The following is a 14,905-nucleotide window of genomic DNA, read 5'->3' on the forward strand; positions in this document are numbered from 1 at the left end:
TGCGGGGGAGGGACGGCCGGGCGGCGCGCCGCAGGCGGTGCGGGGGCGGCCCGGCGGTGGGCGTCAGCATGGCCGGCATGAAGACCGTTCTGCGCTGCGCGGCTGCCCTCCTGCTGGCCGCGGGTCCGATCGGCCCGGCCGCCTCGCCCTCGCGGGGCGGCCCGGCCGCCTCGCCCTCCCGGGCCGAGGCCGCCGCGGACTGGGCGGTGCTCGCGCCCGGCGTCGGCTACCGGGAGCTGACGGTGCCCACCCCGCACGGCCGGGCGCGGGTGTACGCCGTGCGGGCCGACCTGCGCGCGCCCGGTGTGCGGGCGGACCTGCTGTTCCCCGGCGCGGTGGCGGCCCGGGCGCCGCTGACCGCGCTGGTCGGTGCGAGCGGTGCGGTGGCGGCGGTCAACGGGGACTTCTTCGACATCAGCGAGGAGCAGCACCCGGGGGTGCCGGCCACCGGGGCGCCGTCCGGGCCGGAGGTGTACCGGGGGCGGGCGTTGAAGGCGGCGGTGCCGTCGGCGCAGCGGTTCGGGTGGCGGCCGCCGCCGGGGGACACCGTCCGGGACGTGCTCGGGGTCGGGGCGGACGGGGTGGCCCGGCTGGGGCGCCTGGTGCTGCGGGGCGGTGTGCGGGCCGCGGGCGGGGTGTGGGCCGCGGGCGGGGTGTGGCCGGTGGGCGGGCTGAACCAGTACGCCCTGCCGGTCGGTTCGATCGGGGTGTTCACGCCGGAGTGGGGCGAGGTCTCCCGGGCCCGCGCGGCGTGCGGGAACGACGAGTCGCGCGCGGCCCCCTGCACGGCGGACACCTGGGAGGTGACGATCCGCCGGGGCCGGGTGGCCGCGACCTCCCCGACCCCGGGCGCGGGCCCGATCCCGGCGGGCAGCACCGTGCTGCTGGGCCGCGAGGCCGGTGCCCGGGTGCTGGCGGGCCTGCCCGTCGGCACCCCGGTCGCGGTGGACCACCGCCTCGTCCCGGACGCTCCGGTGCCCTTCCGCTTCGCGCTGGGCGCCTACCGGCTGCTGCGCGGCGGGCGGGAGCCGGCGGGCCTGGACGCCACGACCGCCGAGCCGCGCAGCGCGGTCGGCCTCGCGGACGGCGGGCGGGTGCTGACGCTGCTGTCCACGGACGGGCGCGAGGGCACCTCCACCGGCCTGACGCTCACCGAGCTCGCCCGGGTGCTGCGCGGGCTCGGCTGCCCGGACGGCGCCTACCTGGACGGCGGCGCCTCCGCCACCCTCGTCACCCGCGACCCCGCCACCGGCGGGCCCACCGTGCGCAACCACCTCGACCACGGCCTGGAACGCAGGATCCCCAACGCCCTCGGCGTCTTCGCCGCCCGGCCCGGCGTGCGGCCCGCTCCCGGGAGCGCGGCGCGGGCGGCCGACAGCGGCGGCTAGCCGGCTAGCAACAGCCGTGGGCCACCGCCGCCCCGACGACCCCCTCCGCCGTCCCGGCCGCCTCCGCCGCCCCGACGGCCTCCTCCTTCTCGGCGATGCGGCCGCGCAGCATCGCGTCCATGACCGCCATGTACCGCTGGGTGCGGGGGCCGCCGAGCAGGAAGGGGTTGGCGGCCCCGGGCGGCTGGTGCCGCAGCTGCTCGGCCCGTTCCAGGCCGTGGTCGTTCGGGTGGTTGGAGAGCTCGACCTCCACGTTCGCCCGGCGCATGACGGCCCGGAAGGAGTGGACGGAGGCGAGGAAGGTGCGCAGCTCGGCGACCGTCGAGGGCGGCTTGAGACCGCCCCACAGCATCGCGCTGTGGTGCCGGCGCCCCGCCCGGACCGGGATGACCGGGGAGACGGTGCCGGGGGTGTGGCCCGGGGTGTGGTGCAGTTCGATCGTCGTGCCGCCGAGGGTGAGCTGCGCGCCGTCCGCGATGTCGAGGTCGCGGGCGGGGGCGTCGGCAGGGCGGGTGCGGGCCAGGAGGTCCCAGTCGGCCGCGGACATGTGCACCCGGGCGCCGTAGCGGTCGGCGAGGGTCTGCGCGCCGCCGAAGTGGTCCGGGTGGCCGTGGGTCACGACGATGTGCCGGATCGCCGTCGGGTCGGCGCCGACGGCCCGCAGCCCGGGGACGATGAGATCCTCGGCGTCGGCGGGCGAGGTGAGCGCGTCGATCAGCACGATGCCGTCGTCCGTCAGCACCGCCATCGCCGAGACCCAGCCCGCGCTCAGCAGCACGAGGTTGTCGAACAGTCTGACGGGCGGGGGCGGGGGCAGCTGGGGGAGGGCGGAGCCGGGTGTCAGCGCCGTCACCAGGGCCCGCAGCACGGGGTCGTCACCGGCCAGGCGGCGCGCCCGCTCGTCGTGCGCGCAGGCGGCGGACGGCGCCTTCGCCGCAGGGCGCGGGCCGGACGGTGCCTTCGCCGACGTTCCGGTGGCGGCCGAGGCCGGGCCCGGCAGGGCGGCCGGCGCGGCCCCGGCGGCGATACCGAGGACGGCGAGCTGGGCGAGCCGGCGCCGGGTGTAGTCGGCCTCCGTCGCGGCGCGGCGGGTGGGGCGGATCATCGCGGTCGGGCTCCTGGTCGGTCGGGAAGGGACGTTCCTGCGCACGTCAGCCGAGGGTGTTGACGACGGTCTTCGTCGCCTCGGCGAGCAGGGCGTCGTCGGACTTGGCGCCCGCCTTGCCGCGGTCGGACAGGACGACGATCACGATCGGGGCGCGCCCGCCCGACGGCCACGCCACCGCGGCGTCGTTGCGGGTGCCGTAGCCCGCGTTGCCGGTCTTGTCGCCGATCCGCCAGTCGGCGGGCACCCCCGCGCGGACGTACGGGCCGCCGGTCGTGTTGCCGACCAGCCAGTCCGTCAGCAGAGCGCGCCGGTCCTGCGGGAGGAGGTCGCCGAGCACGTAGCGGCGCAGGTCGCCGGCGAACACCCGCGGCGTGCTGGTGTCGCGGGTGTCGCCCGGGGTGGCCTCGTTCAGGGTGGGCTCGGTGCGGTCGACGCTGGTGGTCGAGTCGCCCAGGTCCCGCAGGGACTTCTGGACGGCCGCCGGGCCGCCGAGTTCGGCGACGACCAGGTTGGCCGCCGTGTTGTCGCTGTACTGGATGGAGGCGGAGGCCAGGTCCCGCAGCTTCATGCCGGTGGCCACGTGCTGCGAGGCGACCGGCGCCCACTCCAGCACGTCCTCCTGACGGTAGGACACGACCTTGTCCAGGTCCGCGTCGGACGCCGTCCGCAGCAGCGCCCCGGCGGCCAGCGACTTGATCGTGGACGCGTACGCGAACCGCTCGTCGGCCCGGTGGGCGACCTCCCGGCCGCTGCCGGTGTCCACCGCGAACACGCCGAGCCGGGCGCCGAAGCGCTGCTCCAGCGCCGCGAAGGAGGCCTCCGCCGCATCGGCCGGGGCCGCCCCGGCCGCCGGTACCGCCGTCACGGCGGAGGCCGCCGTACCGGAGGCCGTCGAGGCGCCGCCCGCCCCGCCGCACCCGCCGACCAGCGCGGCCACCAGCAGGGCCGCGGCGGGCAGCGCGACGCGGGGACGGGGGCGGCGGGGGCGGTGGAGGTCGGACGTCATCAGTGCTCTCCCAGGTGGTTCGTACCGTCACGGTCGCGCCGATGCGGTCGCGCCGTCGCGCTCAGCCAACCAGGCCGCCGACCCTCCAGTCCAAGACCGCAATCATGAAGAGGACGATAAGAAAACACCTATGATGGCTGGCCATGGACCTGCTGGGGCACCTCCGCCACTTCCGCGCCGTCGCCGAGGAACGGCACTTCGGCCGCGCCGCCGAGCGCCTGCGGATCGCCCAGCCCTCGCTCTCCCAGCGGATCCAGCGCCTCGAACGCGAACTCGGCGTCACCCTCTTCGACCGCGGCCCGCGCGGCGTCGACCTCACCCCGGCGGGCCGGCTGCTGCTCGCCGAGGCCGAGGAGACCCTGGACAGCGCCGCCCGCCTCCTGGCCACCGCCGCCGACCTGCGCAGCGGACGGGCCGGCACCCTGCGCGCGGCCGTCCCGCCCGACCTCGGGCCGGCCACCCTCGCCGCGCTGCTCACCGGCTTCGAGGCCGCCTCCCCGGGCACCCGGCTCGAACTGCGCGAGGTGCCCGTCACGGCCGTGGTGCGCGAACTCGCCCAGCACACCGTCGACGTCGCCGTCGTGCGCCACCCCTGCCCGGCCGACGGACTGGCCTTCGGCCCCGTCCTGCACCAGCCGCTCGGCGTCCTGCTCGCCGACCGCAGCCCGTACGCCGACCGCCCGGAGCTCGCGGTGGCCGACCTCACCGGCCTGCGCCTGGTGCTCTTCCCGCGCGCCACCGCCCCGGCCCTGTACGACGAGGTGCTCACCACCCTGACCAGGCACGGCTGCACCCCCGAGGCCGTCGTCGACCCGCCGGGACCCGACGTCGCGGGCGCGCTCGTGCTCACCGGCAGCGCCATCGCCCTGGTGCCGCGCACCGCGCCGCCACCGGGTACAGTCTGGCGTCCGCTCACCGGTACCCCGCTGGCCTGGCGGACCTCCACGGCCTGGCCGGCCGGGCGGGGCGGGCCCGCCGTCCGCCTGTTCGCCCACACCGCCCACGAGGCGCTGACCGGACCGGGCGGCCTGCTGCCCCCACCGCCCCACCGCCCGCTCTACCCCCGGCCCGCAATGGAGTTCCCGCTGTGACCAGCGACCGCACCGGAGCCGACCGCACCGGAGCCGACCGTACGGCCGCCGTCGGATCAGCCGCCGACCGCCCGACCGCCGACCGTACGGTCACCGGCCGCCCGGCAGCCGACCGGACCCCGCACGGCCGTGCCGCGCGCACCCGCATCACCGCCGCCTTCGCCGACGCCGGCGTCACCGGCTGGCTGCACGCACGCGACCTCGACACCGGCGCCGAGATCGGCCTCGGCGCCGACACCGCCGTCAGCACCTCCAGCGTCCACAAGCTCTGCCTCCTCGTGACGCTCTACCGCGAGGCCGCCGCCGGACGGATCGACCTCACCCGACAGGTCGAGATCCCCGCCACCGGCCGCACCCCCGGCGGCACCGGCCTCGCCGCCATGCTCGACCCCGCCCGCCTCTCCCTGCGCGACCTCGCCTACCTCACCGTCGCCGTCAGCGACAACACCGCCGCCGACACCCTGTGGGACGAGATCGGCCTCGACGCCGTCAACCGCACCATGGCCGACCTCGGCCTCACCCGCACCGTCGCCGTCCACACACTCCGCGACCTCAGCGCCGCCCTCGCCGAGGACACCGGCCCGGACTCCCCGGTCGACCCCGCCGTCGTCGCCCGCCTCAGAGTCCTCGACCCCGCCTTCACCAACCACAGCACCCCCCGCGACATGACCACCCTGCTCGCCGCCCTCTGGCACGGCGACGCCTGCCCCGGCGACCACGGCGCCGCCCTGCGCCGCCTCCTCGGCCTCCAGGTCTGGCCGCACCGCCTGGCCTCCGGCTTCCCCTACGACGACGTCCGCGTCCACGGCAAGACCGGCACCCTCCCCACGCTGCGCCACGAGGTCGGCGTCGTCGAGTACCCCGACGGCGGCCGCTACGCCCTTGCCGTCTTCACCCGCGCCGCAGCCACCACCATCACCCTGCCCGCCGCCGACGCCGCCATCGGCACCACCGCCCGCCTCGCCGTCGACGCCCTCCGGGCCCGCGCGGCCACGGGCTGACGGACCGACGGGCCGACGAACCGTTCGCGCGGCCACCGCGCCGCGGGCCGGACGAGATCCTCGTCCGGCAGCGCAGTACCCGGAGAGTCGGAGAGCGGGCCGAGCAGTTCGCCGGGCGGGCCTCAGCGCAGCACCGACTCCAGGAAGTCGCTGCCGATCCGGGCCACGACGGAGATGTCGAGCTGGTGCAGGACGTAACGGCCCCGGCGCCGGGTGACGAGGAGCCCGGCCTTCCGCAGGACGGCGAGGTGGCGGGAGATCTCGGGGGCGGTGAGCCCGTACGCGTCGGCCAGCTCGTTCGTCGAGTACGCGGCGCGCGCCAGGTTGCGGCACAGGTTCATCCGCATCGGGTGGGTCAGCGCGTCCAGGCGCAGCTTGACCGTCTCCACGGGCTCGGCGCCGCCGATCTCGTGGGCCGCGGCCGGGTACTGGATCACCGGCTGCCAGCCCGGCCCGTACAGGGTGAACAGGTGCGGCCAGCCGAAGACGCTGGGCAGCAGGGTGACGGCGGTGTCGCGGGCGTCGGTGCGCCCGTGCACGAGTTTGTCGACGACGATGCGGCTGCCGTGCTCGTCCTCCTCCAGGCTCAGCGCCGGCGACGCCGCCGTGAGGGCCTCCGCCAGGCCCTTGCGGCGCAGCAGGTCGGTCTTCTGCTGGGCGTCGGCGGTGAGCTGGACGCGGACCCGGCGCCAGGTGTCGGCGAAGAACGCCCGGTCGCAGTCCTCCAGGAGGCGCCGGATCCACGCCCGGGTCCCGGTGGGGTCGTTGAGCATCCGTTCGACGAACGCCGCCTGGTGCGGGCCGCGGGCCGCCGCCAGGTCGAGCGAGCGGCGCCGCGACCACGCGTCGGTCAGGGGCGAGGGCAGCCCCTTGGGGTAGTGGTTGGTGCTGCAGGAGATCTCCAGGGCCGCCCCGACGAACCTCTCGTCCGGCATCCGGTCGAGGTCGTCCAGCTCCTCGGCGAGGGTCTGCCGGGGGCAGGCGGGGATCAGGAAGTCGGAGCGCGTGGAGCGCCACATGAAGTCGGCCTCCAGCATCCGGCCGGCCAGTTCCGGTTCGAGCGTGCCGGAGGTCGCCGTCGTCCACGCGTGCAGCCGGGGGTGGTGGGCGGGCTCGGCGAGCGCGTGCAGCGCGTTGCCGAGCTCGGCCAGCGGCGAGGGGTGGAAGGCGATCCGCTCGTGCGGCAGTCCGGTGATGTCGATGGTCACGCTCACCCCACCATGGTGCCCGGCCCGCTGACCACGTCATTTGACGGGGGTCGTCAATCGGCGGGACCGGCGGGGCGGCCGGGGTGCACGGTGGGCGCATGAACGCACTGCACCAGCACCTCCTGGACAGCTACCGAGCCGCCCAGCACGCCGAACCGGCCCCGCCCGCCCCCGGCACCCACGACCTCGCGGTGCTCCGGGCGGCCCGTGACCACCGCCGTTTCGAAGCGGTCGTCGCCGGCCGCCCCACCCCCGGCCGGCTGCGCTTCGCCGTCCGCCGCTGGCTGAGCGCCCAGGGCCGGCGGGCCGGGGCCGAGACCAGGTGCTGAGACCGGTGCCGGGGCCGCGGCGCGGTCGCCGTCACCCGCCCGGCCCGCCACCCTGGGAGGTGGACCAGGGGGACGCACCGGGGACGCAGCCGGGAGGTTTCCAGTGGACGTACTCGTCGTGGGCGCCGGACCGGTCGGCCTGACCGCCGCCGTGGAACTGCGCAGGCGGGGGATCGGCTGCCGGCTCGTCGAACGGCTGCCGCAGCGGCTGCCGTTCGCGAAGGCGGTCGGTGTCCAGCCGCGCACGCTGGAGATCTGGGACCGGATGGGACTGGTGCGCGCCGCGCTCGACGCCGCCGTCCCGATGCGCGGGCAACTGCGCTACGTGAACGGCACCGAGCAGCCCCGGACCGACCTGGCGCTGCCGCCCGAGGTGCCGTACGGCTTCGCGGCGCTGCCCCAGTACGAGACCGAGCGGATCCTGGAGGAGCACCTGATCCGCCTCGGCGGCCGGATCGAGCGCCGCAGCGAACTGGTGTCGTTCACCCAGGACGACGACGGCGTCACCAGCCGCCTGGTCACCGCGGCGGGGGAGGAGGAGGTCCGCTCCCGGTACCTGATCGGCTGCGACGGTGCGCACAGCACCGTCCGCAAGGGGCTCGGGCTCGGCTTCCGGGGCGGGGCGTTCCCGGAGGAGTACATGCTCGCCGACGTCGAGGTCGACTGGGACCTGCCGCCCGGCTACGGCGTGCGCGCCCTGCACCGGGGCGAGGACGGCCGCGTCGACGACCTGCTGGTCTGCATCCCGCTGCCGGGCCGGGGCCGCTACCGGATGTCGATGCTGGTGCCACCCGAGCTGTCGGCCGCACCGGCCGCACCTGCCGCACCTGCCGAATCGGCCGCGCCTGCCGTCCCGGCCGAATCAGCCGCGCCTGCCGCTTCCGGCGTCGCGCACGGCCTGGAGGGCGGCCGGGGCCCGGCGCTGTCCGACGTCCAGACGGTCCTGGACCGGCTCTCGCCGCGGCCGGCCACCGCCTCGGCCCTGCGCTGGTCCTCGGTCTTCCGGATCAGCCACCGGCTGGTGGACCGGTACGGGGACGGCCGGGTCCTGGTCGCCGGGGACGCCGCGCACATCCACCCGCCCACCGGCGCGCAGGGCATGAACACCGGCATCCAGGACGCCTACAACCTCGCCTGGAAGCTCGCCCTCGCGATCGGCGGCACCGCCCGGCCGGGCCTCCTCGCGAGCTACGACGCCGAGCGCCGCCCGGTCGGCGAGGAGGTGGTCGGCCGCACCGTCCGGCACGCCGCCGAAGGCGTCCAGGCCGACCCGGAGGACCCGGCGACCCTGCTGCTGCGCGAGGCCCAACTGCTCGTCGGCTACCGAGACAGCCCGATCGTCGGCCCCCCGGACGCCGACGGCGCCGACGGCGACAGCGGCGCCGGGCCCGCCCCCCGCCCCGGCGACCGGGCCCCCGACTGCACCGGCCTGACCGGCGAGATCGCCACCTACCCGCAGCGCCTGTACGACGTGCTGCGGGGCGGCGAACACGTGCTGCTGCTGTACGGCGCCGACCGGGAGTCGACCGGGGGATTCGACGAACTCGCCTCCCTCGCGAGCGAACTGACCGGTCATCAGCTCACCTCCTACGTGATCCTCGCCGACGGCGCACGGCCGCCCGCCGGCGGGACGCGGCTCCCGGTGTACCGCGACACCCGCGGCGAGTTCGCCCGCGCCTACGCCACCCAGGCGGGCCCGACGGCGTTCGTCGTCCGCCCGGACGGCTACCTGGGCACCCGCCTGTACCCGCCCACGGCAGAGGGCCTGGCCGCCCACCTGGCCCGCGTCTTCCGCACCCCCCGCCCGGAAGCGCGCTGATCCCGGCCGGGACCGCCGGTCCCAGCGGTCCGGCGGTCCCGGTGTGCCCCGGTGTGCCTCCTCGCTTGGCCCGTGCCGCGGGGCGTTCGTACGATCTGGCCCTTCCCCCCGAGCACGGCAGGACCAGGACATCCCATGACGCATCCCCTCACCTCGCTGCGGGCGGCGCTGGGCCTGTCGCAGCCCGAGTACGCCCGCCTCGTCGCCCGCACCCACGACGAGCTCGGCCTGGGGCGGATGGCCGCCCGCCGGGAGAAGGTGTCCCGCTGGGAGTCGGGGCGGATCGCCCCCGAGTTCACCGCGCAGCTGGCGATGGCGCACCTGCACGGCGTGGCGGCCAGGGAGGTCCGCCGTCTGGGCTGGCCGTTCTGGGCGCACCTCGCCACCCGGGACGCGGCCCTGCTGGAACAGCCCCACACCGACGAGGGCGCCGTGACCGTCCTGGCCGGTACGGCGCTGCCGCCCGAGGAGACCCCGGCCCGGGCGCCGGCACCGGTCCTGAGCGGCGCGGCACTGACGGGCCAGCTGCGCGGTGCGCTGGAGCGCCTGCGCCTGAACCGGGCGGTGGCGGCGCCCGCGCCGGGGGCGGACCTCGGGGCGCTGACCGGCCGCGTCGCGGGGATCGAGGCGCGCACCGGCGCCCTGGAGGGCCACGAGAACGCCACCGGGCTGTCGCCCGCCGTCCTGTACGCGGCGGCGCACGCCGAGCACCGCCTGGTCGTCTCCCTGCTCACCCGCGCCGGGCACCCCGGCGCACCGGCGTCGGACCCGTCGTCGGCACACCTGTCGTCGGCACACCCGTCGGTGCGGCGCCTGTTCGCGCTGGCCGCCCGCACGTCCCTGCTCTGCGGGTGGTTCAGCCTCGCCCTCGGCGAGGACGCGCGGGCCGAGCGGCACGGCCTCGCCGCGGTCCGGGCCGCCGCCGCGGCCGGTGAGCCGGCGCTCGCCGCGCGGGCCATGTCGCAGCTGACCCTCCACCAGCTGGTCGCCGGTGCGGCGGAGGGCGCCGTCACCCTCATCCGCGCCGCCCGCGCCGCCGGCCCCCGCAGCCCGGCGGCGGAGGCGACGCTGCACTGCTTCGACGCCACCGCGACGGCCCGACTCGGCCACGCGAGCGCGGCCGAGGCCGCACTGGACCACGCCGGGCAGTGCATGGCGGACGCGCCCGCCGACCCCTCGCTCGACCCCGGCATCCACCAGCGCCTGTCGATCACCCGGGGCGGCGTGCTGTGGTACCTGGGCAGACCCCGCGGGGCCGCACCGTACTTCCGGGCCTTCGCCGACACCCTGCTCCTGCCGCAGGGCACCGCCCACCACCCGCACACCGCGCTGTTCCTGCTGTACGCGGTCGACACCCACCTGGCCCTCGGGGAACTCGACGTCGCCGCCGCACTGGCGCACCGCGCCCTCGACCTCACCGGCGTGCTTGCGCCGGGCCTGGCCCGTGGCTACCGCGACAAGCTCACCGTCCACCGGCACGAGCCCCTCATCGCCCACGCCCTCGACCACCTGAACGACAGCGCCGCGTCCTGAGCCCGCGCCCTGGGCCCGCGCCCGCCCTGAGCCCGACTCCGGTGTCGTCCGTCCTCTTGTCAGATGTTAGGGAAGTTTCCTAACTTGATGTCATGTCCGAGACACCACGGCACCCCCGGTACTCCCGGCGCTCCCTCCTGCGCGTCGGCGCGGCGGGCGGAGCGGCCTTCGCCGGCGGCCTCCTGCTGCCCGGCGCCGCCCGGGCCGCCGCCCCGCACCCCACCGTCCTCGACACCCCCGTCCTCGACACCCCCACCCCCGGCAGCCCCATCCTGCCGTCGCCCCGCGGCGAGCGCACCGCCGGGTCGGCGCTGCGGCCCTTCGGCCGGCACCTCGCCTACGGGGCCGACCCGTCCCGCCAGGTCGTCGTCTCCTGGCAGGTGCCGGACGCGGTGACCGCCCCCTTCGTCCGGATCGGCCTGCAGCCCGGCGACCTCGGCGCGCCGGTCCCCGCCGAGGTCCGCACCCTGGTCAGCAAACTCGCCTGGCAGCACCCGGTCGAGGACCAGCCGCTGGTCAAACCCACCACCGTCACCCAGTACTACCTGCACGCGCGGGTGGACCAGCTGGTCCCGGACACCACCTACTACTACGCCGTCGGCCACCAGGGCCACGACCCGGCCGGCCGGCTCGGCGACGTGGCGAGCTTCCGCACCGCACCCGCCCCCGGACGCGGCGCCGGCTTCACCTTCACGGCCTTCGGCGACCAGGGCATCGGCTACAACGCCGCCGCCACCGCCCACCTGATCGCCGGCCTCGACCCCGCCTTCCACCTCCACATGGGCGACCTCTCGTACGCCAACAGCGGCGGCAGCGGCAAGACCGACGACGCGTACGACGCCCGCCTGTGGGACTCCTTCTTCGTGCAGAACGACCCCGTCGCCGCCCGCACCCCGTGGATGGTGGCGGTCGGCAACCACGAGATGGAGCCCTGGTACGGCGGCGACGGCTACGGCGGCGTCCGCGCCCGGTTCACGATGCCCGACAACGCCTGGGACCAGTCGACGGGCATCTACTCCTGGCGCTACCAGAACGTCGGCCTGATCAGCCTCGACGGCAACGACGTCTGCTTCAACACCCCCGCCAACCTCGACCGCACCAAGGGCCGGCAGAAGAAGTGGCTGGAGGCCCGGCTCGCCGCCCTGCGCGCCGACCCCGGCATCGACTTCATCGTCGTCTACCTGCACCAGTGCACGTACTCCACCTGCCACGACAACGGGGCCGAACTCGGCGCGCAGCAGGACTGGGCCCCGCTGTTCGACAAGTACCAGGTGGACCTGGTGCTCAGCGGCCACAACCACGTCTACGAGCGGACCGACCCGATCCGCGCCGGCAAGGCCACCCGCAAGGCCGCCTCCGGTGACACCGTCAACCCGGTGAAGGACGGCACCACCTACGTCGTCGCGGGCGGCGGTGGCGGCGGGCTCTACAAGTTCCCGGCCTCCGACACCTACCTCGGGCACGAGACCAGGAACGACGCCCCGGTCCCGATGGTGGTCTCCGACCGGAGCGGCCACGAGCAGACCGTCAAGGTCACCTGGTCCAGGGTCCGTTACACCGGCTACTGCCTGGTGGCGGTCGACGTGACGCCCGCCGCGGGCGGCGCGCCGGCCCGGATGGAGGTGCGGTCCGTCACCGAGGACGGCACGGCCGTGGACCGCGTCACCGTGCAGCGCGGCTGAACCCGGGCCGGCGCCGCGCGGGAAGGCCGAGGAGCGGCCCGCCCCTTCCGTGGGCGGACCGCTCCGGTGTCACCGGGGCGCCGGCTGTCACCCGGGCGACGTCGTCACAGGCCGACCTGCGACGAGCAGCGACGGAACGGGACCGGGGGGAACCAGCCGACGGAGTCGTTGCCGCAGACGTAGACGCTGGTGAGACGGGTGTGGTACTTGATCGCGTTGGCCTGGTTCTTCGCCAGCTGGAACTCGTGGACCTCGCCGGAGGCGGTCTTCACGAAGGCGCTGGCCCCGTTGAAGCGGGTGCCGGTGGACATCCAGACCCAGCCGTCCGAGCAGTTGTCCACCTGGACCTCGACGTCGTAGAAACGCAGCGGCCGGGTGCAGCCCGCGGTGGCGGCGGTGCTGGCCGAGGCCGGAGTGGCCGCGACGGCGGTCAGCGCGGACACGGCGAGGCCGAGGACGGCGACCGTCTTGGGCAGCTTGCCCGACAGAGACTTCATGGGGTGGCTCCAAGCATTCGATGAGCGTTTCCGAGCATGCGATCCGAGCTGTCCGCTCGGGCCGTGCCCCCACTGTTCTCGGAGCGGCGCACCCGTGGCATCGGTCATTTGACTGTCGATGTGCCGGAAACGGCAGGTGGGCCGTGCGAGGTCCTCCGTATCCTTGGCCGGTCACCACACGCGTACGAACATGAAGGAGAGACCCCTCGTGGCCAGCCCGACCGAGACGCTCGAGTTCCAGGCGGAGACCCGCCAGCTGCTGCAGCTGGTGATCCACTCGATCTACTCGAACAAGGACATCTTCCTGCGCGAGCTGATCTCCAACGCCTCCGACGCCCTCGACAAGCTCCGTCTGGAATCCCTCACCGACACCGACCTCGCGGCCGACACCTCCGACCTGCACATCACCCTGGAGGTCGACCGGCAGGCCCGGACCCTGACGGTGCGGGACAACGGCATCGGCATGACCCGCGAGGACGTCGTCGACCTGATCGGCACCATCGCGAAGTCCGGCACCGCCGGCCTGCTGGCCAGGATCAAGGAGGCCAAGGACGCGGAGGCGGCGCAGAACCTGATCGGCCAGTTCGGCGTCGGCTTCTACTCGGCGTTCATGGTCGCCGACAAGGTCACCCTGCACACCCGCCGCGCCGGCACCGAGCAGGGCACCGCGTGGGAGTCCGACGGCGAGGGCACCTACACGATCGCGCCGGCCGACGGCCTGCCGGCGGGCACCTCGGTGACGCTGCACCTCAAGCCGGCCGACGGCGAGGACGGCCTCGGCGACTACCTGGCGGGGTGGAAGATCCGCCAGATCGTCAAGCAGTACTCGGACTTCATCCGCTGGCCCATCCGCATGGCCGCCGAACCCGCCGCCGCGGACGCCGCCGCGGACGGTGCCGAGACCGAGGCCGAGACCGTGGACGGCGCCGAACCCGCCGACGCGTTCGAGACGCTGAACTCGATGAAGGCCCTGTGGGCCCGCCCCCGCAGCGAGGTGACCGAGGCCGAGTACCACGAGTTCTACCAGCAGATCAGCCACGACTGGCAGCCCCCGGCCGAGACCGTCCACATGCGCGCCGAGGGCACCTTCGAGTACGAGGCGCTGCTGTTCATCCCCGCCCACGCCCCGTTCGACCTGTTCTCCCGCGACACCAAGCGAGGCGTGCAGCTGTACGTCAAGCGCGTGTTCATCATGGACGACTGCGACGCGCTCATGCCGAACTACCTGCGCTTCGTCAAGGGCGTGGTCGACGCCCACGACCTGTCGCTGAACGTCTCCCGCGAGATCCTGCAGCACGACCGCCAGATCACCGCGGTCCGCCGGCGGCTCGTCAAGAAGGTCCTCACCGCCTTCAAGGACATGCAGGCCGCCAACCCCGAGGCCTACGCCACGGCGTGGGAGCAGTTCGGCCGGGTGATCAAGGAAGGCCTGCTGGAGGACCGCGACAACACCGACGCGCTGCTGCCCCTGGTCTCGGCCGCCTCCACCCACGACGCGCAGAAGGCGACCACGCTGCGCGAGTACGTCGCGCGGATGAAGGACGGCCAGGACACCATCTACTACCTGACCGGCGAGAACCGCCAGATGGTGGAGAACTCCCCGCACATGGAGGCCTTCACCGCCAAGGGCTACGAGGTCCTGATCCTCACCGACCCCGTCGACGAGGTCTGGACCGACCAGGTCCCCGCCTTCGAGGGCCACCGCTTCCAGTCCATCGCCAAGGGCCAGGTCGACCTCGGCGACGACGCCGACACCGACGGCGACGACGAGGCGAAGGCGCAGAAGGCCCGGCGCGAGGAGGACTTCGCCGCCCTCCTCACCTGGCTGCAGGCCACCCTGGCCGAGCACGTCAAGCAGGTCCGCCTCTCCACCCGGCTCACCACCTCCGCCGCCTGCCTGGTCGGCGACGCCCACGACCTGACCCCCACCCTGGAGAAGATGTACCGGGCCATGGGCCAGGAACTCCCCACCGTGAAGCGGATCCTGGAGCTCAACCCCACCCACCCCCTGATCACCGCCCTGCACCGGGCCCACGGGGCGAAGTCCGACGACCCGGTCCTCACCGACATCGCCGAACTCGTCCACGGCAGCGCCCTGCTCGCCGAGGGCGGCGACCTGCCCGACCCGGCCCGGTTCACCCGCCTCCTGACCGACCACCTCACCCACAGCCTGTAACTCCCAGGCGGGCACGCGCCCCTCGCGACCGTTCCGGCCGCGAGGGGCGTCCGCTTCCCCCGAGGCG

The 14,905-nt window shown here is 75.2% G+C and carries 12 protein-coding genes; 8 read left to right on the forward strand and 4 right to left on the reverse strand.

Annotated elements, in window-relative coordinates; genetic code table 11:
- Positions 1-77: 77 nt before the first annotated feature.
- The gene (locus ACFC1T_RS33250) at positions 78-1,388 is read left to right on the forward strand and encodes a phosphodiester glycosidase family protein (protein ID WP_375895010.1); all 1,311 of its coding nucleotides are present in this window, start codon (positions 78-80) and stop codon (positions 1,386-1,388) included.
- A gap of 4 nt (positions 1,389-1,392) precedes the next feature.
- Here the strand turns inward: ACFC1T_RS33250 and ACFC1T_RS33255 are convergent, their stop codons facing one another.
- Both ACFC1T_RS33255 and bla read right to left on the reverse strand, forming a co-directional pair.
- Positions 1,393-2,493 carry an MBL fold metallo-hydrolase gene (locus ACFC1T_RS33255; protein WP_375895011.1) on the reverse strand — a complete coding sequence of 367 codons (1,101 nt, stop codon included), beginning with the start codon at positions 2,491-2,493 and terminating at the stop codon, positions 1,393-1,395.
- A gap of 46 nt (positions 2,494-2,539) precedes the next feature.
- Positions 2,540-3,502, reverse strand: coding sequence for a class A beta-lactamase (gene bla / locus ACFC1T_RS33260; protein WP_375895014.1), 963 nt, complete (start codon positions 3,500-3,502; stop codon positions 2,540-2,542).
- 143 nt (positions 3,503-3,645) lie between these two features.
- Here bla and ACFC1T_RS33265 point away from each other — a divergent pair, with 143 nt between their 5' ends.
- The gene (locus ACFC1T_RS33265; RefSeq protein ID WP_375895017.1) at positions 3,646-4,593 is read left to right on the forward strand and encodes a LysR family transcriptional regulator; all 948 of its coding nucleotides are present in this window, start codon (positions 3,646-3,648) and stop codon (positions 4,591-4,593) included.
- Positions 4,594-4,739: 146 nt separating this feature from the next.
- The gene (locus tag ACFC1T_RS33270) at positions 4,740-5,594 is read left to right on the forward strand and encodes a serine hydrolase (RefSeq protein ID WP_375895105.1); all 855 of its coding nucleotides are present in this window, start codon (positions 4,740-4,742) and stop codon (positions 5,592-5,594) included.
- 122 nt (positions 5,595-5,716) lie between these two features.
- Here ACFC1T_RS33270 and ACFC1T_RS33275 read toward each other — a convergent pair whose 3' ends face one another.
- Positions 5,717-6,808, reverse strand: coding sequence for a DUF5937 family protein (locus ACFC1T_RS33275; protein WP_375895020.1), 1,092 nt, complete (start codon positions 6,806-6,808; stop codon positions 5,717-5,719).
- 92 nt (positions 6,809-6,900) lie between these two features.
- Between ACFC1T_RS33275 and ACFC1T_RS33280 the strand changes: the two genes are divergently transcribed.
- From ACFC1T_RS33280 to ACFC1T_RS33295, 4 genes are all read left to right on the forward strand, one after another.
- On the forward strand, positions 6,901-7,131 hold the full coding sequence (locus ACFC1T_RS33280) for a hypothetical protein (RefSeq protein ID WP_375895023.1): 231 nt from the start codon (positions 6,901-6,903) through the stop codon (positions 7,129-7,131).
- A 103-nt stretch (positions 7,132-7,234) separates the two neighbouring features.
- Positions 7,235-8,950: an FAD-dependent monooxygenase gene (locus tag ACFC1T_RS33285; protein ID WP_375895024.1), complete on the forward strand. Its 1,716-nt coding sequence runs from the start codon at positions 7,235-7,237 to the stop codon at positions 8,948-8,950.
- Positions 8,951-9,085: 135 nt separating this feature from the next.
- Positions 9,086-10,483: a hypothetical protein gene (locus ACFC1T_RS33290; RefSeq protein WP_375895027.1), complete on the forward strand. Its 1,398-nt coding sequence runs from the start codon at positions 9,086-9,088 to the stop codon at positions 10,481-10,483.
- A 92-nt stretch (positions 10,484-10,575) separates the two neighbouring features.
- Positions 10,576-12,165: a purple acid phosphatase family protein gene (locus tag ACFC1T_RS33295; protein WP_375895030.1), complete on the forward strand. Its 1,590-nt coding sequence runs from the start codon at positions 10,576-10,578 to the stop codon at positions 12,163-12,165.
- A gap of 104 nt (positions 12,166-12,269) precedes the next feature.
- Here ACFC1T_RS33295 and ACFC1T_RS33300 read toward each other — a convergent pair whose 3' ends face one another.
- On the reverse strand, positions 12,270-12,662 hold the full coding sequence (locus ACFC1T_RS33300) for a hypothetical protein (RefSeq protein WP_375895033.1): 393 nt from the start codon (positions 12,660-12,662) through the stop codon (positions 12,270-12,272).
- A gap of 208 nt (positions 12,663-12,870) precedes the next feature.
- On the opposite strand from ACFC1T_RS33300, the gene htpG reads away from it, so the two are divergent.
- Positions 12,871-14,838 carry a molecular chaperone HtpG gene (gene htpG, locus ACFC1T_RS33305; protein WP_375895036.1) on the forward strand — a complete coding sequence of 656 codons (1,968 nt, stop codon included), beginning with the start codon at positions 12,871-12,873 and terminating at the stop codon, positions 14,836-14,838.
- Positions 14,839-14,905 lie beyond the last annotated feature (67 nt).

The organism is Kitasatospora sp. NPDC056076, from assembly GCF_042266305.1.
In the GTDB taxonomy this organism is placed as follows: Bacteria; Actinomycetota; Actinomycetes; order Streptomycetales; family Streptomycetaceae; genus Kitasatospora.